The following is a 24,723-nucleotide window of genomic DNA, read 5'->3' as shown; positions in this document are numbered from 1 at the left end:
GCTCAGCCCATCCGCGCCCAGTCGTTGGGCATGGTCCTGGCCAGTACCTGATAGCCCCCGCCCGCAGCCGCGCAGATCAGCCCTTCCCCTGCGGCCACCTCGACACCGGTGGTCTCGGTGATGCTGACCCGGTGGCCGATGAGAACGACCACCTCACCCACGGCACCGGGTGGGACAGCAACCGGCGGCCGTGCTCGACCGCCTCGGAGAGCCGGGGCCGGGCCGCGCCAGGTCGGCCAGCAGCGCATCGACCCTGACCTCTTCGTCCGGGAACGCCAGGGCCGCGAACTCGCTGCACGCCTCCGAAGGCGAGACGATGATTCTCGCGACGGCGTCGAGCGCCTCGAACGCGTGTCCCAACTCGGCGGCGATCTGGGCCGCCAGGTCCCGCGCGGAGCATCCGTCACACCCGGGAAGGCCAGGTAGAGGGTGACGCCGCCGTCGCGGATCATGCTCTCGATGACGCCGAGCGGGCGGCTGAGATCGGGCGTGCGGGAGGGCTCTGGCGATGTCCCCGTGGCTGGAGGAGCCGACGGCGGCCCTGCGGGCCCGGCGCACCCGGCAAACGCCGCGAACGCCAGGACCCGAGGGCCCTTCGGTTCATCTCCCGCGGCGTCCCGTCCCGAACACGCCGCGGATGATCTCCCGGCCGGCGGTGCGCACGAGGTCCTTGAACACAGCCGACTTCGTCACCTGTTCGACGAGGGAGGGGTTCTCCCGCTCCCACTTGCGCCGGGCCGCCTCCTCGGCGCGCTGCTCCTTCTCGATGCGGGCACGTTCCCGCTCGAGCTCGCGCTGCTGGCGCTGGAACTCCTTCTCGAGCCTGGCAGCCTCCAGCTCGGCGGCCTTCTGCTGGTCGAGGCGCTCCTTCTCGAGTCGCTCCGCCTCGGCGATCCGGGCGCCCTCCGCGAGCCGCGCCGTCAGCACCTCATAGGCCGACTCGCGGTCGATCGCCGCACCGTAGCGGGCATTCAGCGGCGAGGCTGTCACCATGGCCTGCATCCGGGCCTCATCCGTCGGCCCCATCTGCGAGGTCGGGGCCCAGATCTTCGTCCAGGCGACCGGGGTCGGGGCCCCTTCTCGCTCATCACCGTCACGATGGCCTCGCCGATGCCGAGCTGCTGGAGGAGGTCCTCGAGCTCGTAGGTCGAGTTCGGATATGTCGCGACGGTCGCCTTCAGGGCCTTCGAGTCGTTGGGCGTGTGCGCGCGGAGCTGGTGCTGCACGCGGGAGCCGAGCTGCGCCAGGACATCGTCGGGCACATCCTTCGGGTCTGCGTGACGAAGAACACGCCGATGCCCTTGGAGCGGATCAGCCGGACCGTCTGGGTGATGGAGTCGAGGAACGCCTTCGAGGCGCCGTTGAACAGGAGGTGCGCCTCATCGAAGAAGAAGACCAGCTTCGGCTTGTCGAGGTCGCCCACCTCGGGGAGCGACTCGTACAGGTCGGCGAGCAGCCACATCAGGAAGGTCGAGAAGAGGCCCGGCCGGGACGCGAGCCGCGGCAACTCCAGCAGCGAGACGATGCCGCGGCCGTCGGGAGCGACCCGGAGCAGCTCGGACGGGTCGAACTCCGGCTCGCCGAAGAACACATCGGCGCCCTGGTCGGCGAGCGTGATGAGTGCACGGAGGATGACGCCCGCGGTTGCCGTGCTGAGGCCACCGATGCCCTTGAGTTCCGCCTTGCCCTCGTCGGAGGTGAGGTACTTCAGCAGTTCGATGAGGTCCTTGAGGTCGAGCAGCGCAAGCCCGGCCCGGTCCGCGTAGTGGAACACGAGCCCCAGCGACGACTCCTGCACCTGGTTCAGGTCGAGCACCTTCGACAGGAGAATGGGTCCGAAGGAGGAGATGGTGGCGCGGATGGGGGTGCCGGTCCCCTCGCCGCCGAGAGCGTAGAACTCGGTGGGAAATGCGGAGGCCTCCCACGGCTGGCCCTGGACCGCGGTGCGCGCGAGCAGCTTCTCGCTCGGTGTGGGGCGGTCGCCATGCCCGACAGGTCGCCCTTGATGTCGGCGGCGAAGACGGGGACGCCGGCGGCGCTGAGCGCCTCCGCCATCACCTGGAGCGTGACGGTCTTTCCGGTGCCGGTGGCGCCGGCCACGAGGCCGTGCCGGTTGAACATGCCCAGCGGGATCCGGATCGGCAGGTCCTGTACCGGCTCGCCGTCGGCGATCAGCACGCCGAGTGTCGCGGCGGGCGCCTCGAAGGTGTATCCGGTTCGAATCAGGTCGATCTGGGGCACGTCGTTCACGCCCATACCTTCCCACAACCGGTGCGGCCGCCGCCCGGTTCCCGCGACTCTTCCCACCTCCCCTCGCCCGCAGGGCGTGCGGGTAGGGTGGCTCCGTGATCTTCAAGCGCGTGGGCGACTCCCGCCCCTACCCGGACCACGGCTACACCCAGAAGCAGTGGATCGCGATAGCACCGCACCAGGTGCGACTCGACGAGTTGACGACCACCAAACGCACCCTCGACCTCGAGGCCCTGCTGGAGGAGGACTCGACGTTCTACGGGGATCTCTTCGCGCATGTGGTGTCCTACCGGGGCCAGCTCTACCTCGAAGACGGCCTGCATCGTGCCCTCCGCGCAGCGCTGCAACAACGCCAGACAATGCACGCCCGCGTGCTCGAGTTGAACTAGGGTACTTGCCAGACACACATCGACCACCGACGAAGGCAGACGAACGAGTGCGGATCTTCAGGCTCATCGCAACCCCCGTGATCCTCCTGGGGTTGGTCGGGCTGCTCGCCTGGGGTGCCTTCTGGGATGGAACTCGTTGATGGCGCCGCTGCCGTCCCCTCCCCACACCCTGCCTGGTCAAGCCGTCCGAGACGGTGCACGTGTCGCAGGTGAGCGTCCGGATCTTCAACGGTGGCTACACCACAGGGCAGGCCCAGCGGGTGCAGACCCGACTGGTCGACTTCGGCTACAACGTGCTCCGGATCGCCAACACCGAGGAGCAGATCAAGGTACTGACGATCCGGGCCAACAGGAACCAGGCCCGCAGATCCGGCTGGTCGCGTCGCAGTTCGTCGACCCCAAGATCGAGTATGACGACCGCGTCGACGGCACCGTCGACATTCTGCTGCCGACCGAGAAGCCCGTCTACCAGGAGGCGCCGCTGTACCAGGTGAGCGCGCCCGACGGCACCGTCTGCGTCGTTCCACCCAAGGTCACCACGCCACCCCGACGCCCACGCCCACCCGCGAGCCCTGATCCCGATCCACAGATGCGCGCGACGTCGAGTATCGGGCAGGGAAGCTCCCGTGCGGCGCTGCGGATCTGCCTGACGGTCGGCATCCTGCAGTTCGCCCTGGCGGCCTGGCTCGGCCCCGCCCAACCCGGCTTCTCGCCATCGATGCGGCGCCGGCGGCCTGGTTCGGGTCGGTGGCCGAATCAAACCCGTGGTGGGTGGTGGCGTGGACGGCCGTGAACTTCCTCCTCTCACCGTGGACCTGGCTGCTGCTCGCGACGCTCTGCATCCTCGGAGCGCTGATCCCCTTCCGTGGTGGACGGCGGAGCAACGCGCCCGCCGGCCGCCCTCCGGGTACGGCTCCTGATCTGGAGCGGCCTGACCCTTGTCGGCGGCCTGCTCCCGCTGGCCGTGAAACACTACGTTCAACGCCCGCGCCCGGAGTTCGCCACCGTCGGCGTCCCCTGTCGGCCTTCCCGTCCTGGCCCGCCGCGACCGTCACGGTGGCCCTGGTGGGCGGGTGGCTGGTGTTCTCGAAGGTGTGGTTCCGTCGCCGGTGGCCGATCTGGCTGGCCGCGGCCACCGTCGCGCTGACCTGTTTCGCGCAGTTGGCGCTGGGAGAGGTGTACGTCACGGACTCGGTGGGAGGGATCGGCCTGTCGCTGAGCTTCCTCGGCTTCGCGCTGCTGCTCATCCGGGCCGTGGCCCGAAGCACGCCTGAGCGCGGGGAATGGAAGAAGCCCCGCTCTCGCGGGCTTCTCTCGGCGGTGATGGAGGGATTTGAACCCCGGTAGGTTTCCCTACTCTCGCTTTCGAGGCGAGCACTTTCGGCCACTCAGTCACATCACCGCGGACGATTCTACCGATGGGAAGCGAGATTGCCCAATCGGCGGATCTGCGGCCACCGCGGCCGGTTCGCGCCGGGCAACGTGACCTCTATGGGCACGGACCCGGGCCGGAGAGTGGCCAGAACTTCCGGCCGGACCGGGCAGAGTGGGCCACTGGCCGATTTTGCCGGGCCGGGCCCGCCGGGTCGGCGGAAGGCCCGGTTCGGTCGGCGCGCGACGCGCGGATAGAGTTGGCCGGTGCGTGACTTTGCAGCCCTGATGAGGATCCCGGCCTCGGCCTCGTCATCGCGACCCAACTCGCGGCCCGATTTCCCGCGGAATGTACTCGCTCGGGCTGCTGATGCACGTCGAGCGCACCCAGGGCTCCTACACCGCGGCCGGGCTCGTCCTCGCGGCCTTCTCGATCGGCATGGCGATCGCCGGACCCATCGTCTCGCGCCAGTTGAGCCGGTTCGGAACCTCGCGGCTGCTCCTGGTCACCCTTGCCATCTCGACCGCCTCCTTCGCCCTGCTGGTGACGCTCCCGCTGCACCTCGCAGGAGTGATGGCGCTGGCGGCCCTCGGCGGTGCCGCCATGCCACCGGTGATCCCCGCCGTGCGCACCCTGTACCCGCTGCTCGCGCCACAGCACATGCTGACGGCGCTGTTCAGCCTCGACGCCGCGCTCCAGGAGATCATCTGGGTGATCGGCCCGGTCGCCATCACCCTGCTCGTCTCCGGGGTGGGCTCGTCGACGGCCCTGCTGATCGTGGTCGCCATCCAGATTGCGGGTGGCCTGCTGTTCGCACTCGCCCACGCGTCCGGTCGCTCCAGATCCCGGCCGCCACCCGCAAGCTCGGCCACGTCCTGCAGAACCCCTCCGTGGTGCTCATGATGTTCGCGTCGATGCTGATGATCGGCTCATTCGCCTCCATCGAGGCGGCCATGGTCGCGACCTTCGGCGACGGCTCCGTCAACGCCGGCATCGTGCTCGCCATCTCGTCGGTCGGGTCGCTGATCGGTGGCCTGTTCGCGGGGAACCGACAGCTCACCCGCTGGTCCTGACCCTGCGGCTGCTGGTGGTGACGGGGGCTTCGCCTTCGCGACGGCCGCGTCCGGCTTCACCGCCCTCGCCATCGCGCTGTTCATCGCCGGCCTCGGCATCGCCCCGCGCTCGCCGCGGTGTCGTCGGTGATCGCGCGGGCGGTGTCGTTCTCCGACACGGCGGAGGCGTTCGGCTGGATCGGCACCGGGCAGTTGCTCGGCTCCTCCATCGGCTCCGCGCTCGCGGGCATCGCGATCGATGCGCGGGCGGGAGCGGGGGCGTCCTGGTTGCGCTGGGCATCAGCACCCTGGCCGTGATCGTCTCGGCGGTGTTCCGCAGGGCGCAGCCCGACATGCGGCTCCCGGTCGAGGAATCGCTCTAGTCCAGGTCAGCGGCGCTCACGGAAGAAGGCGTCGAGCAGTTCCCCGCACTCCTCGGCGAGCACCCCGGGGATGACGGTCGGGCGATGGTTGAGCCGCGGATCGCGCACCACGTCCCAGAGCGATGAGACGGCGCCCGCCTTCTCGTCGAACGCCCCGAACACGAGACGATCGATCCGCGACGCCACGATCGCACCCGCGCACATGGTGCACGGCTCGAGGGTGACCACGAGCGTGCAGCCCGTCAGCCGCCACTCCCGACCGCCTCCGCGGCGCGTCGGATCGCCACCACCTCGGCGTGTGCGGTCGGGTCGCCGTGCAGCTCCCGCTCGTTACCTGCGCGTGCGATGACGGCACCCGACGCGTCGAGGACGACGGCCCCGATGGGGACGTCGCCGTGGGACGCGGCCGCCTCGGCCTCACCGAGCGCGAGGCGCATGGCGTCATGCCAACGGGTGCCCAACGTCAGTCGTCGAAGGCCTCGGCGGCCCGGTCGAACTCGTCGGCGACCTTGAGCCGCTCGGCGATCCGGTGGAGCAGTTCGTCGGAGTCCTCGTCGTAGTCGGTGGTGATCGCCTCCATCTCGAAGGCACGCAACCCACTGGCCGCGTACATCTCGAGGTCACCCAGGGGGAGGGCTCGTCGTCGTCATCGGGGAGCTCGGCTCCGAGGTAGTCGACCACGTCGCGGGCGATCGGCCAGTCGTTGGCTGCCGTGACATCGGAGAGCAGCACCTCGACGGTGCGGCCGCGGACGCGACAGATCACGAAGAACTCGCCGTTGATCGACACCCAACCGTCGGCCCCGGAATCCCCAGGCAGGCGGGTGAGTTGACGGATCAGCTCCTCGAGGTCGTTGGCGAGGTCGAAATCCATGGGCACCGCGGTGGGCTTGCCGTCCTCGCGGTACAGCGCGACGACCAGGTCCACGTCGTCCTCCGACGCATCCTCAATGTCGTCGTCATCGTCATCGAAGTCGTCGTCTTCGGCGTCGGCATCGTCCTTGAGGTCAAACGGTTCGGCGTCGTCGTCGAAAACGTCCACGGTGCTCTCCTTCCAGCGCGACTGCTTCGGCCCCCATCCTTGCACGACCCCGCCACGACACACCTCCTACCCCAACCTCTCGGGTAGGGGCATGGTGTGGGAAGGTTGGACCGTGGAAGTACGCGTCGTTCAGCATCCCCTCGTCGATCACAAGCTCACGCTCCTGCGTAACAAGCTCACCCCGCAGCCGGTGTTCCGCAAGCTCGTGGACGAACTCGTCACGCTCCTCGCCTACGAGGCGACCTTCGGTGTCCGCGTCGGCGACACCGAGATCGAGACCCCCATCACCACGACCATCGGCACCAAGCTCTCCGACCCGGCGCCCCTTGTCGTTCCCATCCTTCGTGCAGGCCTCGGCATGCTCGAAGGCATGCTCCGCCTCGTGCCGACCGCCGAGGTGGGCTTCCTCGGGATGATCCGCGACGAGGAGACCCTCGAGCCGATGACCTACGCGGAGCGGCTGCCGATGGATCTCTCCGGCCGCCAGTGCTACGTCCTCGACCCCATGCTCGCCACCGGCGGGTCACTCGGAGGGCCGTCCAGTTCCTCGTCGACCGCGGGGCCGACGACATCACCTGCATCTGCCTGCTCGCGGCACCCGAGGGCATCGAGCGGCTCCATGACCTGCTGGCCGACCTGCAGGTGCCGTGCAGCCTGGTGGTCGCGGCCGTCGATGAGCGGCTCAACGAGCAGGGCTACATCGTGCCCGGCCTCGGCGATGCCGGTGACCGCCTGTACGGGCTGGCCCAGTAGGCCCGGCCCCGGCCGCGGGTCAGCCCTGCGCGTCCCACCAGTCGAGGACGCGGGTGGCGTGGAAGGTCACCCACCGCGACGGCAGTCCGCCGTCGACGTCGACCTCGAACCACACGTCGCCCGGGTGCCGTCTGGCCTGCAGCCACCGGCCGTCCTCGCCACGCGCCTTCCGGAGCACGTCGACGGCGTCCCCAACCGCGGGTCGGGAGTGACACCGTCGTGGAGTGACGCCGTCCGGAAGTGGTCGAGCGCCGTCAGCGCGCTGTAGAAGCCGCGGAACGGATAGGCGAACTTGTCGACCCACGGTGCGATCTGCCCACCGTCGGAGGCCCGCCACAGCAGGCGCCGCTCGAGCAGGTACTCCTGGCCGCGGAGGCGTGGTTCGCGCAGCGTCGTGTCGCCGGTGCGGATCTCGTGGTTGAGGATCCCCTTGACGGCGTTGAGGGTCGACTGGACCGACGAACGGGTCGATCCGTCGACCCACTCACAGTTCCAGCCGCCGTCACCCAACTGGTGCTCCGGGAACCAGCCCCGCAACGCGGAGACGTCTGCACCGAGCCAGGAGCCGTTGGCCAGCGTGAAGGCGTTGATGCACACGTCGACCTCGCCACCCCAGTAGGGAAGGGAGTCATACTCCCAGCGGGCGTTCGCGTCGATCCTCGAGGCGGTGTCGCCCAGGACGGATGCGTCGACGCCCCACTCGCGCAGGGAGTTGAGCGACCAGGTGGTCGCCGTCCAGGGCTGCCCCTCACCCGGGTGTTCGAAGTCGAATGCCGCCGGGAAGAACGACCCGCCGGCCCACAGCCCGTCCTCACCCTGGAGCGCGAGCAGGCCGGCCCCGATTCCCTCTGTGACGACGCGGGCCCGGGTCTCCCGCCACTGGGCCTCCGGGGCGCCGTCGAGGTCGCGTTCGACCTGCCATTGGAGCGCAGGGTCGGAGTCAAGGAGCCACTCGATGATGTCGTCGCGCATCCCTCGAGGCTACGTCGACGGGCCCCCACGAGGCGGAAAGCGCCGATCCGATAGCGTGAGGGGCATGGCGAAGTCGACAGGTTGGGTACCCCAGCAGCACGGAGCCTGGGCGATGATCGTCGTGCCCTACCTCACCGGCCTCGCGCTGGCGGCAAGGGTGCGGCCCCTCGATCTGGGCGACGCCGCGCTCGGGCTCACCTGGCTGGTCGGCTACTTCGCATTCAACGCCGCGGTGCTGACGCTGAAGTCGCCCGCCAAGCGACGCGGCCGGTACTACGCCCCGCTCGGCGCCTACCTGGCAGGGGCGGCGGTGTTCGGGCTCGTCACGCTGGTGCTCAAGGGCTGGCCGCTGCTGTGTTGGGTGCCCCGTACGCGGTCGTGCTCGGCGTGTCGCTCTGGCTGGCGGCCAGCAAGCGGGAACGGACGCTGCTGTCGGGCGTCCTGACGATCGTCGCCTCGTGCGGGTTGATGGGCGTGCTCCGGGTCTCGCCCGGCGTCCCCATGCTGACCGCGACTGAGGCCGCCGAGATGGCGGCGGTGACCCTGTACTTCATCGGCACCGTGCTGCACGTCAAGGCGCTGATCCGGGAGCGCAACGATCCACACTCGGCGACCAGATCGTTGGTGTACCACGGGCCTTCGCCGCCCTGGTGGTCGCGGCCGCCACCCTGGGTTGGATGGCGTGGCCCTGGATCGTCTGGGCGCTCGCACTGGTTGCGAGGACGTGGTGGATGCCGCGGGCGAAGCGGACCCCGATGCAGATCGGCATCGTGGAGATCGTGGCCTCGGTGGCGCTCCTGATCCTCGTGCTGTTCGCCTGATCACGGGGAGGAGCGTCGGCGACCGGCTCAACCGGCATGCCCCGAGCCCAGTTCGGCCCGCAGCCGCTCCGCATACTCGGCCGCCTCACCCTCGGCGTACCGCGTCCGCGGCCAGAAGAAGCCCGCAGGCCGTCCTTGCGGCGCCTCGGCACCACGTGGACGTGCAGGTGCGGCACCGACTGGCTGATGACGGTGTTGACGGCGGTGAAGCTGCCGTCGGCGCCCAGCGCCTCCACCATCGCCCGGGCGACCCGCTGCGTCTGCAGGAACAGCGGGGCGACCAGATCGGCCGGCGCGTCGGTGAACGTGGGCACGTGGGTGACGGGCGCGAGCAGCACGTGCCCCTTGAACACCGGGCGGTGGTCGAGGAAGGCGATCACGAGGTCGTCGCGCCAGACGACCTCGGCCTCGAGGGTTCCGGCGATGATGTCGCAGATGACGTCGCTCATCGCCTCACCCTACGACGACGGATCAGTAGTAGTACGGGAACTTCGACCAGTCGGGAGCGCGCTTCTCCAGGAACGAGTCGCGGCCCTCGACCGCCTCATCGGTCATGTACGCCAGCCGCGTCGTCTCTCCCGCGAAGATCTGCTGCCCCACCAAGCCGTCGTCAATCGCGTTGAACGCGTACTTCAGCATCCGCTGCGCCGTCGGCGACTTGCCGCAGATCTTGGCGGCCCACTCGAGGCCGACGTCCTCGAGGCGCTCGTGGTCGATCACCCGGTTGACCATGCCCATCCGGTGCGCGTCCTCCGCGTCGTGTACATCGCCCAGGAAGAAGATCTCCCGCGCGAACTTCTGACCGACCTGGCGCGCCAGGTAGGCCGAGCCGTAGCCGGCGTCGAAGGAGCCGACATCGGCGTCGGTCTGCTTGAACTTTGCATGCTCGCGCGACGCGAGGGTGAGGTCGGCGACGACGTGTAGCGAGTGACCGCCGCCGGCGGCCCATCCGTTCACCAGGGCGATGACCACCTTCGGCATGAACCGGATGAGGCGTTGCACCTCGAGGATGTGCAGGCGGCCGAGCTTGGCCGGGTCGACGCTCTCCGCGGTCTCCCCCTCGGCGTACTGGTAGCCGACGCGGCCGCGGATGCGCTGGTCGCCGCCGGAGCAGAAGGCCCACCCGCCGTCCTTCTCGGAGGGCCCGTTGCCGGTCAACAGCACGCACCCGACGTCAGACGACGTACGCGCATGCTCCAGCGCCGTGTACAGCTCGTCGACGGTGTGTGGCCGGAACGCGTTGCGCACCTCCGGGCGGTCGAACGCGATCCGCACCGCGGGCACGTCCTTGGCGCGGTGGTAGGTGATATCGGTGAAGTTGAAGCCCTCGACGGGCGTCCACAGCTCGGGGCGGAAGGGATTGGCGGTCATGGGCCTGAGCCTATCGCCCGGCCTCAGAAACCTGGATGGCTGAGGGTCTCGCGCACCCGGTCGGGAAGTTCGTGATGATCGCGTCGACGCCGAGCGACTTGAGCCGGAGGGCGTCCTCGTCACGGTTGACCGTCCACGTGATCACCTTGACGCCCGCCTCGTGCGCCAGCCACACGTAGTTGGGATGCTGCAGCACGCTGTAGTGCGGGTTGATCGCGCCGGCACCGAACCAGTTCGCGTACTTCCAGGGGTCGTAGATCGCATCGGTCAGCAGCAGTGCGATGCGTTCCGGGCGACCTGGCCGCGCAGGTTGGCGAGCGAGAAGTGGTTGAAGGACGAGTACACCACGCGATCCTCCATCCCCATCTCCCGGACGGTGCGCATCACTTCGGTCTCCATCCCGGATACAGTTCGAGGTTGTTCTTCAGCTCGACGTTGACCGTCATCGAAGTGTTCCGGAACACGTCGAGCGCCTCATGCAGGGTCGGGATCTTGACTCCCCGACGACCGGCGAAACCATTGGTGAAGTCGCAGCGCCGGAGATCCTCCATGGTGAGGTCGACGACCCGGCCCACGCCGTTGGACGTGCGGTTGATCGTCTCGTCATGGATCGTGACGAGCTGGCCGTCGGCGGTGCGCTGCACGTCGAGTTCGACGCCGTCGGCGCGCATCTGCACGGCGAGCTCGAATGCGGGGAGCGTGTTCTCGGGAGCGTAGGCGCAGGCTCCGCGATGGGCCCAGATCTCTGTCACGCCCCATCCTCCCACGTCGCCCCAGGTCACGCATCGCACCCTGCCAGCACCTCGTTTTGCCGAAAAGGCTGACCACTGCGTATAGTTGGTGACTGCCCGGCGCTCGTGGCTCAACGGATAGAGCATCTGACTACGGATCAGAAGGTTGGGGGTTCGAGTCCCTCCGAGCGCGCAAGTTCCTGGCGAAGCCGTTCCACGTCATAACCACGTGGGACGGCTTCGTCGTTGAGGTGAAACCGCTCCGGAGTCTCCCCGAGCGCGACGACAAGCAGCCACGCGCGGAACAGGTCGGTCTCATCCAGCGTGCCGACGTCAGCAACCCTCAGCAGCTTGGCGAACGTATTGCGTACACCGATGTGCGACCCGACGACCGCGCGGATGCGGTCAACCGCTTCCTTGAGGCCGCCCTGGCCTTGAACACAGAGATGACCAGCGCGTCACCCCAAGTCACGTTGAACGTGGTCATTCCGATTCTCCTTCAAGGTGTTCCTCAGTACGCAGGACTATCCCGCCATACTCACTCCTGCCGAACCACCGATCAGCGCCGAACTTACGGACGGTGTCGGGATAGAACGTCCAACTGAACGGCCCGGCCGCTAGCTCCTCTGCCGCTTCCCGCGGCGTCTCGACCGGGACATGCTCCCGCAGCGTCACACCCGCATGGAAATACATCGTTGCGGCGATTAGGCAGGGACCGCAGGCCGGCGCATCCTCTGGCACCTCAGTACCCGGCTCTGCTAGCTGACAGAGACTCTGGCTGCTCGTCCACAGGTGGCGTCGTTGCGACATGTCAGAAATGATATGCGAGCACAGTTGACAAGTCAACGCGCGCAAGGCACGGTTGCGATATGGCAATTTTGACACTGGGGCAAGTGGTGCTGAGCGCGCGCAAGCGCTCAGGCGTGACCCGTGAGGAGCTAGCCGCCAAGGTTGGCACATCCGTCGCCACGGTGGCCCGCCTCGAGCTGAAGAACGCTGTTCCACGCTTCAAGGTCATGGTTGAGCTCTGCCGAACCCTCGGGATCGACCTGGAGAGCGCGGCGACGGCCGTCAACGGCCAACCCTCCCAACGAGGTAGCCGTCAGCCGGAGCCGGAGCGTGAGCCGTGAGCCCGCTCATCGAGGCCGCCGTCTATGCGCCCGCCGACGGGTCATTGAGGCGCTGGTCATGCCCGCGCTGCCTCGTCCAGGTCGACCGCTTCGAGCCGCCCGCCGGCTGGCTCGTGTTCCGCCCGTTCGACCGAGTCGCCGCATGCGTCGACTGCCGTGACGGGCTCATCGCCGACCTCGCCACCGAAGGGATCATCTCGTGACTGCCGCACTCGGCTTCCTGCTCATCTGGATCGGCATCGTCGGCGCGTTCGCGCTGTTCGACATCGAGCAGCAGCGGTGAAGCGCGCCGCTCTGGCCCCGCGGCCGCATTCCTAGCCGCCCAGCGGGGCTGGGAGACCGATGGGGCGTGCGTCAGCCACGGGCGGGGCTTCCTGGAGGACCTCGACGTCGACGAGGCCCTCGCGGTGTGTGCCGGCTGCCCTGTGCAGCGGCCCTGCCTCGCCCACGCCATCACTACCCGCGCCACCGACGTCATCCAGGCCGGCATCGTCATCGAGGGCCGACCGATCCACCCCGCACATGGGAGCAGACATGAGCGACGATCCACGGCCGGCCCAGGTATGCCCACGGCGACCGATGCCCGATCCAGTGCCCTACCGCACGATCACCCGCTACGGCGTCGAGCAGATCGTCCACCCCGGCATCTGTGGCATCTGCTGGCGACCCGCACACGACAACCGCCCTCACCACGCGTTCGAGCCCGCAGTCCTGACGCCATTCCTCGCCCGCCAGATGGGCTGGAGCTTCTGATGGGCATCGGACTGGTCCAGGAGGCCCTCCTGCCCGTCTGGGCAGGCCTCAGCCCGTTCTCTCGCCTCGTCCTGGTCCAGATGGCCACCCGCGCCTACGACGAGACCCACGGCGACCGCGAGGGCCGGCTGTACTACGGCGGCCACGGGTTCATCGGCGTCATGCTCCTCGGCGTCGGCGACGGCGACCCCGGCTGGCCCACAGCCAAGAAGCGCATCCAGCGCGCCGTCGGCGAGCTCATCGCTGCGGGCGCCATCGAGGTCGTCGGCCAGCCCGTCAACGGCAACCGTGCCTGCTACGCCATCACCACCAATCGGACCCGCCTGGCTGTGGATAACTGCCCCGCCGAGCTCGCCGATCCCGACCGCCAGGGGTCACCCATGTCCCCTCAGGGGACACCCATGTCCCCTGAGGGGACACCCGTGTCCCCATAAGAAGGAAGAACTAAGGATGAAGGAAAGGAAGTAAGTAGTGATGCTTGGTAACTCACTAGAACCCGTCGAGGCTGTGGACAGGTCCACCGTCCTCGACTTCATCCGCCGCCTCGGCCTCGCACCCACCGAGGTCACCAAGCTCACCATCACCACCGACAGCATGATGGTCGAGCGATGCATCCCGCTCGGCCCCGTCGAGGTCGACATAACCGAGGTCAAACCTCCAGGCGTCGGGCCGCTCACGTGCCCGACTGTGGCCACTCCACCTGGACCGCCCTCCACATCATCGACTGCAACACGCTGGTGACACCATGAGCCGCTACGTCTCGTTCAGCTCGGCGCGGTCCACAAGAGCGGCAGCAACCGGGATGAGTCCGCGCCTGGTCCAGTTCGCCAGCCGGGCTGATGTCCGGCGTGACTCGCTCCAGGACGATGCCCGAGTACTCCAGGCCCGAGGAGTCACTCACGGCGAGATCGCCACCCGCCTCGGCGTCACCCGCCGCACTGTCGTGAGGTGGCTGTCGTGAGCGTCCTCGTCGTGGTGCTGCTCCTCGTCGTCGTCGGCATCGTCGGGCTCAACCTGGTCCTCCTGCTCGGCATCCTCGGCTGGCTCGCCCGCGACCGCGACGAGCAGCGATGAGCCGGCACAGCCTGAGGGATCGGCGGTGGCGTAAGGTCGCCGCCCTGGTCAAGGACCGCGACGGGCACTGCGTCACATGCGGCAGCGAGGACGACCTCACCGTCGACCACGTCGAGCCCATGGCTGTGCTGGTCCAACGTGGCGACCTCGCCCAGGCCTACGACCCCGACTACCTCGTCACGCTCTGCCGCTCCTGCAACAGCGCGAAGCAAGACAACGTCGACGGCAGACCAGTCCTGGTCCACCCCGACTACGCCGACATCCTGCAACTACCAGCCGCCGGTTTTTTCTGAGAAATCCGCCCGGACAACCCCGCGCCAGTCTTCTTTTTCACGCACGGCAGCAGGAAAAACGCCCACCCGTACCCGAATCAACGAAACACCCAGAAAGCAGCAATCCATGGCCCGGAAAGAGACCCAGACGACCGCCACCCGGCGATACCTCCGGGAATGCCGGGAATGGCTGTCCGCGACCCATCCCTGGCGATCGCGCTGCTCCGAACCGCCGAAGCGCTCGACGGCGCCTACCAAACATCCACGATGAGCGTCTACATCAAGCAGGTTGATCAGATCGAGAAGCTCCGGCCGGCCGCCGGGCAGTCCGTGCTGCCGGGAACCTCGCCGGCCGACCTCCGCCTCCTCGGCCCGAGGCAGGTGTCGTGATCCAGTTCGACGGCCAGCCGTGGGCACCGACCCGCTACACCCCGCCGCTCGGCGGTGGCAAGCTGATCGACTCCGACGGGCCGCGCCTGGTCGAGCTCCTGGAGAAGCACTGGACCCTCCCCGACGGGAACCTCGTCCGCTACGACGATCCGCAGCGCGCCTGGTTCAACCACCTCCTCGAACGCTACCCGTCGGACTGGCCGGTCCCCGCGCTTCGCGGCCGGCTCCGCTACCGCCAGGCCGTCACCTCCGAAGGCCGGCAGAACGGCAAGAGCCTCAAGGCGGGCGGCCTGGCAATCTACGGACTCACCCAGCACGTCCCCGCCCCGTCCGTCGTCGGCATCGCGACCAGCGTCGAGCAGGCCAACGTCGTCTACCGTCGCGTGAAGTTCGCCGTCGACCACTCGCCCCTCCTGTCCAGCGTCCTCCACGCGTCCGGCACCCGAGGCATCCGCTGGCGAGATGAGCGCGGCGCCTACGCCGTCTACCCCAGCAAGGCCGACGGTCTCCAATCGGTGCCCGTCACCCTCGGCATCGCCGACGAACTCCACCTGATGCGCCGCGAGATGTGGTACTCCATCGTCAACGGCCAGCGTGCCCAAGCCGATGCGCTGGTCGCTGGATCACCACCGCCGGCGACGACCTCTCCGAGCTTCTCAAGGAGCTCTACTTGCGCGGCGACCAGGCCATCGCCGACCCGGCTGACGACGAGCGATTCGGGTTCTTCCTCTGGGAAGCTCCAGCCGGCTCGACGATCCATACCCCGGCGCCATCGAAGCCGCGAACCCCTCCGTCGCGTGCGGTCGCGTCGACCGCGAGACGATCCTGGCCGACATCGCCACGAGTCCGCTCACCGACCAGCAGCGCTACGCGCTCAACCAGTTCGTCGCCGCCTCCAAGACGTGGGCCGACCTCGAACTCTGGGACGCCTGCCCCACCATCACCGACCTCGAACCCACCGTCATCGGCGTCGCCCGCTCCGCGGGCTGGGAGTACGTCACCATCACCGCCGCCGCAAAAGCCGACGGCATCATCGGCACCCAGACCATCGCATCGCTCCGCAGCTGTGGCCGCGACCAGCTCCTCCAGCTCCTCGGCCGGCTCCTCGACGAGTACCCCGACGCCGCCATCGCCCTCGACTCCCGCACCCTCAGCGACGTCGGCAAACACCTCCGCGACGAGGGCCACACCGTGTGGCTCCTCACCCAGACCGAGCAGGGACAAGCCTCCGCAGCGGTCTACGCCCGCATCACCGATGCCACCCTCGCCCACGACCATCACCCGCTCATCCGTCGCCAGCTCGCCACCAGCCGCCAAGCCCGCCGCCCCGACGGCACCTGGACCATCACCGCCGGCGCCGTCCCGGCCGACGCGTTCCTCGCCCTGGTCGCCGCCGCATACGTCGCCGACGTCCAGCCAGACCACGGCGCCCAGATCTTCTGAGCGGGAAATGTCACACCCGGCCCGAGCATGGTGGCCATGGGAGTACTCCACCGCGTAGCCGACTGGCTCGGCCTCACCCGTGAGGCAACCATGCCGGCCGGGCTCATGCCCCGGCCCGTGAGCACACCGTCATCTCGACCCGCCGCGCGGTGGCCGTCCCCGCCGCATACCGCGCCCTGTCGGTCCTCAACACCTCCGTCATCCAGCTCACCATCGACGTCACCCGCAACGGCCGCCCCGTCGCCGTAACCCCCAGCCTGGCCCGACGCCCCGCCCAGCACATGCGCCTCGATCAGTGGCTCAGCCAGGTCGTCCTCGACCTCGCCACCGACGGCAACGCCTACCTCCGCAAGGTCGGCATCGGTGGCAGCGTCATCGACCTGCCGATCCTGCCCGCCAGTGAGGTCCAGGTCCACCAGGACACGCGCACTGGCGTCATCACCTACCACCACGGCCGCACCGAGTATGCCGCCGAAGAGGTCGAACACCTCTACCTCATCAAGCTCTCCACCTGGACCAAGGGCTCTCCCCATCGAGGCGGCCCGGCGCGGAATCCAGTTCGCCGACGGCGCCGCCGCCTACTCCGCCGAATGGTGGAACGGCTCCGGCCAGCCGTCCGGCATCCTCTCGTCAGACCAATCCCTCACCGCCGACAAGGCCCGCCAGTACCGCAACACCTGGAACGACCTCGACGATGAAGGCCGGCCCATCGAGCGCACAGCCAACCCGTCGGGCATCAAGGTCCTCGGTGCTGGCCTGTCCTATGAGCCGATCATGCTCAAGCCCGCTGATGCACTGTGGCTCGAAGCCATGGACTTCTCGACCATCGACATCGCCCGCATCTACGGCACCCCTCATCGCTCATGCTGGTCGGCATCGACGGCGGCGCTCAGACCTACGCCAACGTCAGCCAAGAATGGCTTGCCTTCGCGCGGTTCAGCCTCATGGGCTACCTCCGCCCATCGAGCTCGCCATCACATCCGCCATCGGCGCCGGCTATGACGCCCGCTTCAACGTCGATGCGCTGCTCAGGTCTGACACCACCACCCGCTACGAGGCCCACAACCTCGCCATCGGTGGCGGCTGGAAGACGGTCGACGAGGTACGCGCCGACGAAGGCCTCGCCCCACTCCAGCAGCCCGCACCAGCGCCCGCACCCAAGGAGCTCACATGACCAGCACCACCGACCTCACCACCGGAACCCAACACCGCACCATCGAACTCCGCGCAGCAACCGACGGCGACGGCCGCAGCTTCACCGGCATCGCCGTCCCTACGACGACGAGGTCACCATCTACCCCGGCTTCCGCGAGAGCTTCGCCCCGGCTCCATCCAGGACGACGACGGCATCCTCTTCTGGCGCCACCGCGAGCCCATCGGCATCTACACCGGCATCGACGTCGATGCCGGCCGCGAGATCTCCGCCCGGATCAGCGACACCGCCCAGGGCCGCGACGCCGCCACCCTCATGCGCGACGGCGCCGTCACCCGCCTCTCCGTCGGCTTCGAGCCACGCACCTGGGAGGAGACCAAGCACGACGACGGAAGCATCACCATCCGGCACACCGCGGTACACCTCCGCGAGGTGTCGATGGTCCCCACCCCGCCTACGACAACGCCACCATCACCGAACACCGCACCGCCCCGACCCGACAGGAACCCGCCATGGACCCCATCACCCGCGACGACCTCGCCCCCTCGCCGAGCAGCTCGCCGACCTCGACCGCGCAGTCAAGCTCATCGGCACCACCCCGACCACCCCGCCGGCTCACAGTGGCGATCCATGGGCGAGCTCCTCAAGGCCATCGCCGCCGGCGACCAGGACGCCGCCGACTTCCACCGCGCCTACACCGGCGCCACCACCGGCGACACCGTCATGAAGGACACCTTCGTCGGCAGCTTCATCAAGCTCATCCAGGACCGCCGCCGCATCGCCAACCTCTTCAGCTCCGCACCTCTGCCCGACGCCGGCCTCAGCCTCGACTACGTCAAGGTCAAGAGCGACACCACCCAGGTCACCGAGCAGGCCGCCGAGGGCGACGACCTGCCCTCCGGCAAGGTCGAGCTCGACTCCGCTTCCGCCCCGGTCAAGACCTACGGCGGCTGGACCCAGCTCACCCTCCAGCTCATCGAGCGCGCCACCGTCCCGGTCCTCGACACCACCCTGACCGCCCTCGGCCTCAAGTACGGCCGCATCACCGACACCGTCGTCGCCAACCAGTTCAAGGCCCTGGAGACGGCGAACGCGGCCAGCGCGATCACCCTGGCCGCCAGCGCAGACGCCGACGACTGGCTCGACGCGATCGTCGACGTCGCCCTCGCGTTCGAGGACGCCGACCTCGCCATGTCCGGGCTCATCTGCACCCCCGCCCGCTTCAAGCAGCTGCTCAAGCTCAAGGACGGCGACAACCGCCTCATGCGCGTCTGGGGCACCGGCGTCAACCAGATCGGTGAGCTCGACCTCAGCGCGATCAGCGGCGACCTCGCCGGCGTCAAGGTCACCCCTCGAAGAAGGTCACCGACGGCGGCTTCTACGACGCGCAGGCCATCCAGTTCCGCGAATCGCCCGGCGCCCCGCCCAGCTCCAGGACACCAACATCGTCAACCTCTCCAAGAGCTTCTCCGTCTACGGCTACGCCAGCGTCCTGACCCCGTTCCCCAACGGCGTCATCCCGATCAAGAGCGCCTGACATGACTGACGCACCAGTGCCCGAGGAGCTCGACGTCGCAGCCCTACGCGCCTACGTGCGCGCACCAGCGAACGGCGGCGACGACGAGTTCCTCGGCCTGGTGCTGGGCGAGGCCACGACCCTCGTCAACACCCGCACAGCAGGTGCAACCGTGCCACAGCCAATCATCGGACTCGCCGTCCGCGAGGTAGCCGCCGACCTGTACCACCGCCGCCGCGTCCGCAACGGGGTCGCCCAGTTCGACGGGCCTGACCTCGCCCCGGTCCGCGTCACCCGTGACCCGATGAAGGCCGCCGCCGACATCCTCGCCCCTACCTCACCCCGGAATCGGATGACCATGGACACCCGCGCAACAGCCGACGAGCTCATCGCCGCCATCACCGCAGCCCTGGAGGTCATCGACCCCACGCCCGTGGTCACCATCGCCACTGACGAGGCACTCAACGCGGTCCACGCCGGCCTCCACGCCGTCCTCGTCACTCCTCCCGAGTCGAGTACGACACCCGCTACCACGCAACCGCCACCTGGACCCTCATGGTCGTCCCCGGCTCAGCCGATCGCTCCACCTCATGGCAGGAGGCCGACACCCTCCTCGGCCTCATCCGCACTGTCCTCGACATCGACCAGGCCGACCCCTACGACTGGCAGCCCGACTCCACCTCGGACCCACTCATCGCAGTCCAGCTCACCCTCACCACCGACCACGACCTCTAAGGAGACCCCATGACCATCTCGTCCCACAAGCTCGGCCCCGGCCAGCTCAGCATCGGCGCCATCGGCAGCCTCAAGGAGTTCGGCGTCGCCCTCACCAAGGGCCAACTCACCCCTGAAGCCGACGACGGAGAGACCATCACTGTGCTCTCCGGTGAGGAGCTGATCGAGGAGGGCGAAGAGACCTGGACCCTCGAAGGGTCAGTGTTCCAGTCCTACGACGCCGACAGCTTGATCCTCTGGTGCAACGAGAACAGCGGCCAGACCCTCCCGTTCACGTTCAAGCCGGCGACCGCGCAGGCCCTCGAAGCGGCCGGCAAGGTCCTCGTCCGCTCCATCGCCATCGGTGGCGACGTCAAGGCCCGTAATCAGTCCGACTTCAAGTTCAAGGCCACCGACGTCGTGCTCTCCGCCGGCGTCTGACCGTGGGCTACCGCGACCGCGGCGTCCAGGTCGACGGACTCAAGGAGCTCCGCAAGACCCTCAAAGCCGCCGGCGACGACCTGTCCGACCTCAAGGCCGCCAACGCCGAGGCCGCACAGATCGCCGCTGACGGCGGCCGAAGTCGCGTCCCCACCTCAACGGCCTACTCGCCAGCTCCATCCGATCCACAGGCACCAAGACGGCCGGCATCGTCAGAGCCGGCAAGGCCTCCGTCCCCTACGCCGCACCCATCCACTGGGGATGGCCTGCCCGCAGCATCCCCGAAAACCCGTTCCTCTCCGACGGCGCCACCGCCACCGAACCGCGATGGCTCCCCGTCTACGAGCAGCGCATCGAAGCCATCATCAACAACGTCGAAGGAATCTAGATGTCCACCATCAAGCCGGTCTACTTCACCGCCGAACTCGCCCAGGCCGACGAACTCGCCCGCGGCGCCATCATCGGCCCCGTCCGCGTCCTCGCCGCCGACAAGATCGCCGCCGAGGCCACCTGCCGCAAGCAAGGCTGGGACTACAGCGACACCCCCGGGTCCACCTCCTCATGGGCTTCTACGCTCTGCGCCGGCAGGGCCGCCCCGTCGCCGACGACTACACAACCTTCTGCGACCTCATCGCCGACTACGCCGTCTCCAACAGCCTCGACGACGACACCGACGGAGAAGGCGACGAGACGGACCCTACGGCGCCTGGGAGCAGCTCCTAGTTGCTCTCGCCATACGCTCCGGGATCCCACCGAGCGTATGGCTCGCCGAACCCGCCGAGTACCTAGAGGCCGCACTGGCCTCTTCACCGCTGAACAGGAGTAGACCATGGGCAAGACCGCCGTGCTGGCAGTCAAGATCCTCGGCGACGCCAAGGGCGCAAAGGACGCCTTCACCGACGTCGAGACTGGCGCCGGCGGACTCATGGGCAAGCTCGGGAAGTTCGGCCCCGCCGCCGCCATGGTCGGCGGCGCCATCGTCACTGGCGTCGCCGTCGGCGGCAAGGCCCTCTACGACATCGGCGCCACCTGGGACGAAGTCTCAGACGGCATCCGCATCGGAACAGGCGCCACCGGCGACGCCCTCGAAGGCCTGATGGACTCGGCCAAAACCGTCGCCAGTACCATCCCCGCAGCAATCGAGGACATCGGCCCCACCATCGCCGACCTCAACACGCGCATGGGCCTCACCGGCGACACCCTCGAAACCGTCGCCAGCCAGTACCTCGAAGCCGGCCGCATGCTCGGCGAAACAGTCAGCATCGAGAAAACCTCCGCCGCGTTCAATCTTTTCGGCATCGAAGGCGACAACGTCTCGACCGCCATGGACCAGCTCTTCCAGGTCAGCCAGGCCACCGGCGTGGGGATGAACGACCTGGCCGACATCGTCACCAAGGCCGGCCCCGGACTCACCAACCTCGGCTTCTCCTTCGCGGACTCCGCCGCGCTCGCAGGATCCCTCGACAAGGCCGGCCTCGACGCCGCAGGCACAATGTCCGCGATGCAAAAGGGCATGGTCACTCTCGCCCGCGCAGGCGAGGAGCCACAGGAGGCCTTCAAGCGAGTAGTCGGTGAAATCGATGGGTTCGTCAAGGCCGGCGACACCGCTGGTGCCATGGACCTCGCCGCCAAAGTTTTCGGCACCAAGGGCGCAGCTCAGTTCGTCACAGCCGTCCAGTCCGGCACCATCGGCGTCGAGGACCTCATGGGCGCCGCTGGCACCACCACCGACACCATCCTCGGCCTCGGCCAGGAAACCGCCGACGCCGCGGAGAAGTGGCAGATCCTCAAGAACAAAGCCATGGTCGCCCTGGAGCCGATCGCCGGCGCGGTCTTCGACGGTGCCGGCAAGGCCCTCGACTGGCTCCTCAACCTCATCGACACCTTCGACTGGTCCGTCTTCACCTCCGGCATCGGCACCGCCACCGGCGCCCTCGACGGAATCTGGCCAACGATCCAGTCCATCGGCGACCTCTTCGTCGCACTGCTCCCCATCATCAAGTCGACCTTCGACGGCATCATGGGCATCCTCGGCCCGCTCTCGACCTCATCCGCAGCATCATCCAGACCGTCACCGCCGTCATCACCGGCGACTGGTCCGGCGCATGGGACGGCATCAAGGGCATCGTGAGCTCCGTCGTCGGGATCATCAAGGGCATCGTCGACAACTGGATCGGCCAGCTCAAAACCATCATCGGCATGCTCAAGCTCGACGAGCTCTTCACCAAGGCCTGGGACGCAGGCAAGCGGGCAGTCCAAACCGGCATCGACACCGTCGTCGGATTTTTCGGCCAGCTCCCGTCCAAGGTCACCGGAGCCCTGTCCAACATCGCCTCCACCCTCGCCGGTATCCTCACAGGAGCCTGGGAGGCAGGTAAGCGGGCAGTCCAAACCGGCATCGACACCGTCGTTGGGTTCTTTCGCCAGCTCCCGTCCAAGGTCACCGGAGCCCTGTCCAACATCGCCTCCACCCTCGCCGGCGTGGGCCGCAACATGGTCCAGGGCCTCATCAACGGCGTGAAGGGAATGGCCGGCCGGCTGGTCCAGTCAGTGCGAGGGTCGTCAACGACGCCATCGGCGCAGCCAAGCGGTTGCTCGGCATCCACAGCCCGTCCAAGGTTTTCGCCACCATCGGCACCCAGACCGGTCAGGGCCTCATCAACGGACTCCTCGGCCAGGCCGGCGCCATCGCATCGGCGTCGAGCCGCATGGTCGACGCCGCCGTCCCCTCCACCGCACCACAGATCCCGGTCGAGCTCGCCTACTCCCACACCGGCAGCGGCAACCCGAGAACCAACGAATCGCCCACCTACCAGATCAACCTCACCGTCGAAGGTGCCCTGGACAAGGACGCGACCGCCCGCACCATCATCGACGTACTGAACCGCTACATGCGTCGCACCGGCGCCATCGCCCTGAACGGACTGGCACTATGAGGATCCACGCCAGCCGCGTCCTCGCCCGCAGGCCCGGCTCCACAGCATGGGTCACGCTGCCCGTCGGGCTCGCCTCGCAGGGCACCCGCGCCATCGTGGCCGGCCCTGTGCACGTCTCCTGGGCCCGCTCCACACCCGCGCACACCCGGACCCCGGCGCCGCATCCATGTCCCTCATCTGCCCACCCGGCTCGATCGACGAAGCGCTCCTGGACTACGACGCCACGGTCAAGGTCGAGGTCCAGCTAGCACCCGGCCGACCATGGGTCCAGATCCTCTTCGGATGGGTCAGCTCCATCACACGCACGACCCGCTCAGACGGTCGGCATGTCTACGCGTTGACTCTGATGGACATCCTGGGACGCGCAGCCGCGACAAAGATCGGCATGCAGCCCAGGCCGGCCGAGCTCGCAGAAACCCGTATGAAGGCTATCAATACTGCCTCCCGTCCGGCCCCTCGTCGCCCCACGGCAGCACGCGGGCAGTGTGCTCCCCGCGATGTCGACAACTTCGTCGCTCTAGACCTGATCCGCGACACCGTACAACTCGGATTCAATGCGGTCGAGGGCCGCGACGGGCTGATCGTGTACCAGCAAGGAACGGCCGGTCCGATGCTGACCGTGGTAACCGATCCGGCCTGGGGAAATGCCCTCGGCTCATACGCCACCGGAGCACTCCCGTGATACCCGTCGGATCCCTGGCCATTGCGGACACCGCCCGAGTGCTCGATCGATCAGCCACCATCTCCCAAGTGACGGTCAGCTATGGGTACAGCGCTAGCGGACTCGACCCAGCAGAGAAAACAGTCACATTCAAGACTGGCATCGGCTCCTTCAGCTCGTCGGCGCTATCAGTCTCGACTGATGTCGTAAACACCGTCACGAATGACGCAGGTGTCAGCGCATGGGCCGAGCGCGTCATGGCAGAGTCCTCCCACCGGCCTATCGCCTAGAGGCAACCCGTCTGCTGCTGGAGCGAGTGCCCCTCGCAGCCGCAGAAACACTCATCGGCATCGGGGCCCGCGACGCAGCCGTCCTGGACATCCTGGACGCACCCAGCGATCTCGGCTCCGTGGTTGTACTCATCGGCGGCAGGCTCACCCTCAACGGTCGAGACCTCAACCTCAACGACATCACCCTGGCACCCGGATCGCTGTTCGGGTTCCGGCCCTACTCAACACGCGACCTCGGCGAGAAGTTCCCGACCACACCACCAACGTTCCGGTCGCTCCCCACACCGCTCGCCGTCGCCGACCTCGCCGTCGGCTCCTTTGCCAGCTACTACTACTAGGACCCCCATGCCCCAGGACGTCATCCCAACCAGCCCCAGGGCTGGCCCTACATCGACGCCGACCTCTACTTCCGCGCATTCCCCGCCTATACCAAGGCGCTGTCAGACAAGCTGGATAACTCCGACGCCGACGTCGCCGCAGCGATCAACGCCGCGACCCGCGCCGAGACCGCGGCCGCGACCGCTGTCGCCGCCGCCGGCCGGTTCGACGGGGTTGGGTATCTGTGCCGGTGAGCGCTGGCGTCGGACAGCTGGTCATCCCATTCAAAGCAGGACGGTTCAGCGCATCACCGAATGTCCTCTACAGCTTCAATACGGGGTGAATGTGGCGGGGCCGTGCTGCAGACAATCGCCGTTTCGGCCGCGCAGTGCACTGTGAAGGTGACTCATGGGAACGCAAGTTTTGCGGGGAACGTCGGCATCTCCTGGTTCGCGGTGCAGCTGTGACCGTCGCCGTGCTGACCACGCTGACCGCGC

General features: G+C 68.0%; 33 protein-coding genes, 2 tRNA genes and 6 pseudogenes. 29 read left to right on the top strand and 12 right to left on the bottom strand.

Annotated features, from left to right (window positions below; all coding sequences use genetic code 11):
- Positions 1 to 2: 2 nt before the first annotated feature.
- The 3 genes and pseudogenes from G7085_RS14120 to G7085_RS14110 form a co-directional block, all read right to left on the bottom strand.
- The gene (locus G7085_RS14120; RefSeq protein WP_197511472.1) at positions 3 to 152 is read right to left on the bottom strand and encodes a histidine phosphatase family protein; all 150 of its coding nucleotides are present in this window, start codon (positions 150 to 152) and stop codon (positions 3 to 5) included.
- Position 153: 1 nt separating this feature from the next.
- On the bottom strand, positions 154 to 360 hold the full coding sequence (locus G7085_RS14115; protein ID WP_197511471.1) for a hypothetical protein: 207 nt from the start codon (positions 358 to 360) through the stop codon (positions 154 to 156).
- 240 nt (positions 361 to 600) lie between these two features.
- Positions 601 to 2,256 (bottom strand): annotated as a pseudogene (locus tag G7085_RS14110) (helicase HerA-like domain-containing protein).
- An 89-nt stretch (positions 2,257 to 2,345) separates the two neighbouring features.
- On the opposite strand from G7085_RS14110, the gene G7085_RS14105 reads away from it, so the two are divergent.
- The 3 genes from G7085_RS14105 to G7085_RS14095 all read left to right on the top strand — a co-directional run bounded on the left by G7085_RS14105 (position 2,346) and on the right by G7085_RS14095 (position 3,986).
- Positions 2,346 to 2,639 carry a type II toxin-antitoxin system VapB family antitoxin gene (locus G7085_RS14105; RefSeq protein ID WP_197511470.1) on the top strand — a complete coding sequence of 98 codons (294 nt, stop codon included), beginning with the start codon at positions 2,346 to 2,348 and terminating at the stop codon, positions 2,637 to 2,639.
- 209 nt (positions 2,640 to 2,848) lie between these two features.
- Entirely contained in the window at positions 2,849 to 3,133 is a 285-nt protein-coding gene (locus G7085_RS14100; RefSeq protein ID WP_197511469.1) for a LytR C-terminal domain-containing protein, read from the top strand.
- 295 nt (positions 3,134 to 3,428) lie between these two features.
- Complete coding sequence (locus G7085_RS14095; protein WP_197511468.1) at positions 3,429 to 3,986, top strand: phosphatase PAP2 family protein; 558 nt, start codon at positions 3,429 to 3,431, stop codon at positions 3,984 to 3,986.
- On the opposite strand, the gene G7085_RS14090 is transcribed toward G7085_RS14095, so the two are convergent.
- Positions 3,958 to 4,041: transfer RNA gene (locus G7085_RS14090), tRNA-Ser, on the bottom strand. The genes G7085_RS14095 and G7085_RS14090 overlap by 29 nt on opposite strands.
- Before the next feature lie 318 nt (positions 4,042 to 4,359).
- Between G7085_RS14090 and G7085_RS14085 the strand changes: the two genes are divergently transcribed.
- The 3 genes from G7085_RS14085 to G7085_RS14075 all read left to right on the top strand — a co-directional run bounded on the left by G7085_RS14085 (position 4,360) and on the right by G7085_RS14075 (position 5,381).
- The gene (locus G7085_RS14085; protein ID WP_231979531.1) at positions 4,360 to 4,914 is read left to right on the top strand and encodes an MFS transporter; all 555 of its coding nucleotides are present in this window, start codon (positions 4,360 to 4,362) and stop codon (positions 4,912 to 4,914) included.
- Entirely contained in the window at positions 4,902 to 5,084 is a 183-nt protein-coding gene (locus G7085_RS14080) for a hypothetical protein (RefSeq protein ID WP_197511466.1), read from the top strand. The genes G7085_RS14085 and G7085_RS14080 overlap by 13 nt, the downstream gene beginning before the upstream one ends.
- A 126-nt stretch (positions 5,085 to 5,210) precedes the next feature.
- Positions 5,211 to 5,381, top strand: coding sequence for a hypothetical protein (locus G7085_RS14075; RefSeq protein ID WP_197511465.1), 171 nt, complete (start codon positions 5,211 to 5,213; stop codon positions 5,379 to 5,381).
- Positions 5,382 to 5,452: 71 nt separating this feature from the next.
- Here G7085_RS14075 and tadA read toward each other — a convergent pair.
- Together tadA and G7085_RS14065 are read right to left on the bottom strand one after the other, a co-directional pair.
- Positions 5,453 to 5,883: pseudogene (gene tadA / locus G7085_RS14070) on the bottom strand (tRNA adenosine(34) deaminase TadA).
- Between the two features lie 26 nt (positions 5,884 to 5,909).
- Positions 5,910 to 6,532 (bottom strand): annotated as a pseudogene (locus G7085_RS14065) (tRNA adenosine deaminase-associated protein).
- 46 nt (positions 6,533 to 6,578) lie between these two features.
- Here G7085_RS14065 and upp point away from each other — a divergent pair.
- Positions 6,579 to 7,240 (top strand): annotated as a pseudogene (gene upp / locus G7085_RS14060) (uracil phosphoribosyltransferase).
- Between the two features lie 66 nt (positions 7,241 to 7,306).
- Here the strand turns inward: upp and G7085_RS14055 are convergent.
- A complete protein-coding gene (locus tag G7085_RS14055) occupies positions 7,307 to 8,212 on the bottom strand; it encodes a squalene cyclase (protein ID WP_231979530.1) in 906 nt (301 codons plus the stop codon).
- Positions 8,213 to 8,276: 64 nt separating this feature from the next.
- Here G7085_RS14055 and G7085_RS14050 point away from each other — a divergent pair, with 64 nt between their 5' ends.
- Complete coding sequence (locus tag G7085_RS14050) at positions 8,277 to 8,657, top strand: YwiC-like family protein (protein WP_197511464.1); 381 nt, start codon at positions 8,277 to 8,279, stop codon at positions 8,655 to 8,657.
- Between the two features lie 126 nt (positions 8,658 to 8,783).
- Here the strand turns inward: G7085_RS14050 and G7085_RS32735 are convergent, their stop codons facing one another.
- The 4 genes from G7085_RS32735 to G7085_RS14025 all read right to left on the bottom strand — a co-directional run bounded on the left by G7085_RS32735 (position 8,784) and on the right by G7085_RS14025 (position 11,156).
- Complete coding sequence (locus G7085_RS32735) at positions 8,784 to 9,482, bottom strand: HIT family protein (RefSeq protein ID WP_331715677.1); 699 nt, start codon at positions 9,480 to 9,482, stop codon at positions 8,784 to 8,786.
- Positions 9,483 to 9,504: 22 nt separating this feature from the next.
- A complete protein-coding gene (locus G7085_RS14035) occupies positions 9,505 to 10,404 on the bottom strand; it encodes a 1,4-dihydroxy-2-naphthoyl-CoA synthase (RefSeq protein WP_197511462.1) in 900 nt (299 codons plus the stop codon).
- 10 nt (positions 10,405 to 10,414) lie between these two features.
- Positions 10,415 to 10,663: a glycerophosphodiester phosphodiesterase gene (locus G7085_RS14030; RefSeq protein ID WP_331715997.1), complete on the bottom strand. Its 249-nt coding sequence runs from the start codon at positions 10,661 to 10,663 to the stop codon at positions 10,415 to 10,417.
- Positions 10,664 to 10,787: 124 nt separating this feature from the next.
- On the bottom strand, positions 10,788 to 11,156 hold the full coding sequence (locus G7085_RS14025; RefSeq protein ID WP_331715676.1) for a glycerophosphodiester phosphodiesterase family protein: 369 nt from the start codon (positions 11,154 to 11,156) through the stop codon (positions 10,788 to 10,790).
- Between the two features lie 99 nt (positions 11,157 to 11,255).
- Here G7085_RS14025 and G7085_RS14020 point away from each other — a divergent pair.
- The 10 genes and pseudogenes from G7085_RS14020 to G7085_RS35060 form a co-directional block, all read left to right on the top strand.
- Positions 11,256 to 11,328: transfer RNA gene (locus G7085_RS14020), tRNA-Arg, on the top strand.
- A 703-nt stretch (positions 11,329 to 12,031) separates the two neighbouring features.
- On the top strand, positions 12,032 to 12,265 hold the full coding sequence (locus G7085_RS14015) for a helix-turn-helix domain-containing protein (protein ID WP_197511459.1): 234 nt from the start codon (positions 12,032 to 12,034) through the stop codon (positions 12,263 to 12,265).
- The gene (locus tag G7085_RS14010) at positions 12,262 to 12,468 is read left to right on the top strand and encodes a hypothetical protein (RefSeq protein WP_197511458.1); all 207 of its coding nucleotides are present in this window, start codon (positions 12,262 to 12,264) and stop codon (positions 12,466 to 12,468) included. Before G7085_RS14015 ends, G7085_RS14010 begins: the two co-directional genes overlap by 4 nt.
- Positions 12,469 to 12,744 (top strand): annotated as a pseudogene (locus G7085_RS35070) (WhiB family transcriptional regulator); the annotation flags it as partial.
- Between the two features lie 100 nt (positions 12,745 to 12,844).
- Complete coding sequence (locus G7085_RS26350) at positions 12,845 to 13,018, top strand: hypothetical protein (RefSeq protein WP_231979528.1); 174 nt, start codon at positions 12,845 to 12,847, stop codon at positions 13,016 to 13,018.
- Positions 13,018 to 13,452 carry a hypothetical protein gene (locus G7085_RS26345; protein ID WP_231979527.1) on the top strand — a complete coding sequence of 145 codons (435 nt, stop codon included), beginning with the start codon at positions 13,018 to 13,020 and terminating at the stop codon, positions 13,450 to 13,452. The genes G7085_RS26350 and G7085_RS26345 overlap by 1 nt, the downstream gene beginning before the upstream one ends.
- A gap of 73 nt (positions 13,453 to 13,525) precedes the next feature.
- Positions 13,526 to 13,759: a hypothetical protein gene (locus G7085_RS14000; RefSeq protein ID WP_197511457.1), complete on the top strand. Its 234-nt coding sequence runs from the start codon at positions 13,526 to 13,528 to the stop codon at positions 13,757 to 13,759.
- 329 nt (positions 13,760 to 14,088) lie between these two features.
- A complete protein-coding gene (locus G7085_RS13990; RefSeq protein WP_197511455.1) occupies positions 14,089 to 14,385 on the top strand; it encodes an HNH endonuclease in 297 nt (98 codons plus the stop codon).
- 246 nt (positions 14,386 to 14,631) lie between these two features.
- Positions 14,632 to 14,754, top strand: coding sequence for a hypothetical protein (locus tag G7085_RS35065; protein ID WP_408647114.1), 123 nt, complete (start codon positions 14,632 to 14,634; stop codon positions 14,752 to 14,754).
- A pseudogene (locus tag G7085_RS35060) lies at positions 14,751 to 15,305 on the top strand (hypothetical protein); the annotation flags it as partial. The gene G7085_RS35065 and the pseudogene G7085_RS35060, both read left to right, overlap by 4 nt.
- 315 nt (positions 15,306 to 15,620) lie before the next feature.
- Here the strand turns inward: G7085_RS35060 and G7085_RS26335 are convergent.
- Positions 15,621 to 15,884, bottom strand: a complete 264-nt coding sequence (locus G7085_RS26335; protein ID WP_231979525.1) for a hypothetical protein — start codon at positions 15,882 to 15,884, stop codon at positions 15,621 to 15,623.
- A 61-nt stretch (positions 15,885 to 15,945) separates the two neighbouring features.
- On the opposite strand from G7085_RS26335, the gene G7085_RS26330 reads away from it, so the two are divergent.
- From G7085_RS26330 to G7085_RS13930, 11 genes are all read left to right on the top strand, one after another.
- Positions 15,946 to 16,197, top strand: a complete 252-nt coding sequence (locus tag G7085_RS26330) for a hypothetical protein (protein ID WP_231979524.1) — start codon at positions 15,946 to 15,948, stop codon at positions 16,195 to 16,197.
- Between the two features lie 465 nt (positions 16,198 to 16,662).
- A complete protein-coding gene (locus G7085_RS35055; RefSeq protein ID WP_197511452.1) occupies positions 16,663 to 17,199 on the top strand; it encodes a phage portal protein in 537 nt (178 codons plus the stop codon).
- Complete coding sequence (locus G7085_RS13970; RefSeq protein ID WP_197513085.1) at positions 17,114 to 17,371, top strand: phage portal protein; 258 nt, start codon at positions 17,114 to 17,116, stop codon at positions 17,369 to 17,371. Before G7085_RS35055 ends, G7085_RS13970 begins: the two co-directional genes overlap by 86 nt.
- A gap of 156 nt (positions 17,372 to 17,527) precedes the next feature.
- Positions 17,528 to 18,892, top strand: a complete 1,365-nt coding sequence (locus tag G7085_RS13965; protein ID WP_331715996.1) for a phage major capsid protein — start codon at positions 17,528 to 17,530, stop codon at positions 18,890 to 18,892.
- The gene (locus tag G7085_RS13960) at positions 18,889 to 19,614 is read left to right on the top strand and encodes a hypothetical protein (RefSeq protein ID WP_197511450.1); all 726 of its coding nucleotides are present in this window, start codon (positions 18,889 to 18,891) and stop codon (positions 19,612 to 19,614) included. The genes G7085_RS13965 and G7085_RS13960 overlap by 4 nt, the downstream gene beginning before the upstream one ends.
- Positions 19,611 to 20,021 (top strand): hypothetical protein, encoded by a 411-nt coding sequence (locus G7085_RS13955; protein WP_197511449.1) that lies wholly within the window; start codon positions 19,611 to 19,613, stop codon positions 20,019 to 20,021. Before G7085_RS13960 ends, G7085_RS13955 begins: the two co-directional genes overlap by 4 nt.
- Before the next feature lie 561 nt (positions 20,022 to 20,582).
- Positions 20,583 to 20,744, top strand: a complete 162-nt coding sequence (locus G7085_RS13950; RefSeq protein WP_197511448.1) for a hypothetical protein — start codon at positions 20,583 to 20,585, stop codon at positions 20,742 to 20,744.
- A gap of 106 nt (positions 20,745 to 20,850) precedes the next feature.
- The gene (locus G7085_RS13945) at positions 20,851 to 22,152 is read left to right on the top strand and encodes a phage tail tape measure protein (RefSeq protein ID WP_197511447.1); all 1,302 of its coding nucleotides are present in this window, start codon (positions 20,851 to 20,853) and stop codon (positions 22,150 to 22,152) included.
- A gap of 460 nt (positions 22,153 to 22,612) precedes the next feature.
- Complete coding sequence (locus G7085_RS13940) at positions 22,613 to 22,957, top strand: hypothetical protein (RefSeq protein ID WP_197511446.1); 345 nt, start codon at positions 22,613 to 22,615, stop codon at positions 22,955 to 22,957.
- A 166-nt stretch (positions 22,958 to 23,123) separates the two neighbouring features.
- Positions 23,124 to 23,639 carry a hypothetical protein gene (locus G7085_RS13935; RefSeq protein ID WP_197511445.1) on the top strand — a complete coding sequence of 172 codons (516 nt, stop codon included), beginning with the start codon at positions 23,124 to 23,126 and terminating at the stop codon, positions 23,637 to 23,639.
- 295 nt (positions 23,640 to 23,934) lie between these two features.
- Positions 23,935 to 24,246 (top strand): hypothetical protein, encoded by a 312-nt coding sequence (locus G7085_RS13930; RefSeq protein WP_197511444.1) that lies wholly within the window; start codon positions 23,935 to 23,937, stop codon positions 24,244 to 24,246.
- Positions 24,247 to 24,723 lie beyond the last annotated feature (477 nt).

Source organism: Tessaracoccus coleopterorum (assembly GCF_011174705.1).
Taxonomy (GTDB): domain Bacteria; phylum Actinomycetota; class Actinomycetes; order Propionibacteriales; family Propionibacteriaceae; genus Arachnia; species Arachnia coleopterorum.
Note: the sequence above shows the minus strand (reverse complement) of the source record. Positions and strands in the feature narration are given on the sequence as shown.

Excerpts from the sequence above, each read along its gene's own strand:
- G7085_RS13945 (WP_197511447.1), top strand. The coding sequence starts at position 20,851 with ATGGGCAAGACCGCCGTGCTGGCAGTCAAGATCCTCGGCGACGCCAAG.
- G7085_RS35065 (WP_408647114.1), top strand. The coding sequence starts at position 14,632 with ATGAGCGTCTACATCAAGCAGGTTGATCAGATCGAGAAGCTCCGGCCG.
- G7085_RS26345 (WP_231979527.1), top strand. The coding sequence starts at position 13,018 with ATGGGCATCGGACTGGTCCAGGAGGCCCTCCTGCCCGTCTGGGCAGGC.
- G7085_RS13970 (WP_197513085.1), top strand. The coding sequence starts at position 17,114 with ATGGCTTGCCTTCGCGCGGTTCAGCCTCATGGGCTACCTCCGCCCATC.
- G7085_RS14085 (WP_231979531.1), top strand. The coding sequence starts at position 4,360 with ATGTACTCGCTCGGGCTGCTGATGCACGTCGAGCGCACCCAGGGCTCC.
- G7085_RS13935 (WP_197511445.1), top strand. The coding sequence starts at position 23,124 with ATGTCCCTCATCTGCCCACCCGGCTCGATCGACGAAGCGCTCCTGGAC.
- G7085_RS13950 (WP_197511448.1), top strand. The coding sequence starts at position 20,583 with ATGGGCTTCTACGCTCTGCGCCGGCAGGGCCGCCCCGTCGCCGACGAC.
- G7085_RS14050 (WP_197511464.1), top strand. The coding sequence starts at position 8,277 with ATGGCGAAGTCGACAGGTTGGGTACCCCAGCAGCACGGAGCCTGGGCG.
- G7085_RS32735 (WP_331715677.1), bottom strand. The coding sequence starts at position 9,482 with ATGAGCGACGTCATCTGCGACATCATCGCCGGAACCCTCGAGGCCGAG.
- G7085_RS35055 (WP_197511452.1), top strand. The coding sequence starts at position 16,663 with ATGCCGCCGAAGAGGTCGAACACCTCTACCTCATCAAGCTCTCCACCT.
- G7085_RS13960 (WP_197511450.1), top strand. The coding sequence starts at position 18,889 with ATGACTGACGCACCAGTGCCCGAGGAGCTCGACGTCGCAGCCCTACGC.
- G7085_RS26350 (WP_231979528.1), top strand. The coding sequence starts at position 12,845 with ATGCCCGATCCAGTGCCCTACCGCACGATCACCCGCTACGGCGTCGAG.
- G7085_RS26335 (WP_231979525.1), bottom strand. The coding sequence starts at position 15,884 with ATGGCGGCGTCGGGGTACTCGTCGAGGAGCCGGCCGAGGAGCTGGAGG.
- G7085_RS14055 (WP_231979530.1), bottom strand. The coding sequence starts at position 8,212 with ATGCGCGACGACATCATCGAGTGGCTCCTTGACTCCGACCCTGCGCTC.
- G7085_RS14035 (WP_197511462.1), bottom strand. The coding sequence starts at position 10,404 with ATGACCGCCAATCCCTTCCGCCCCGAGCTGTGGACGCCCGTCGAGGGC.
- G7085_RS13955 (WP_197511449.1), top strand. The coding sequence starts at position 19,611 with ATGACCATCTCGTCCCACAAGCTCGGCCCCGGCCAGCTCAGCATCGGC.
- G7085_RS13990 (WP_197511455.1), top strand. The coding sequence starts at position 14,089 with ATGAGCCGGCACAGCCTGAGGGATCGGCGGTGGCGTAAGGTCGCCGCC.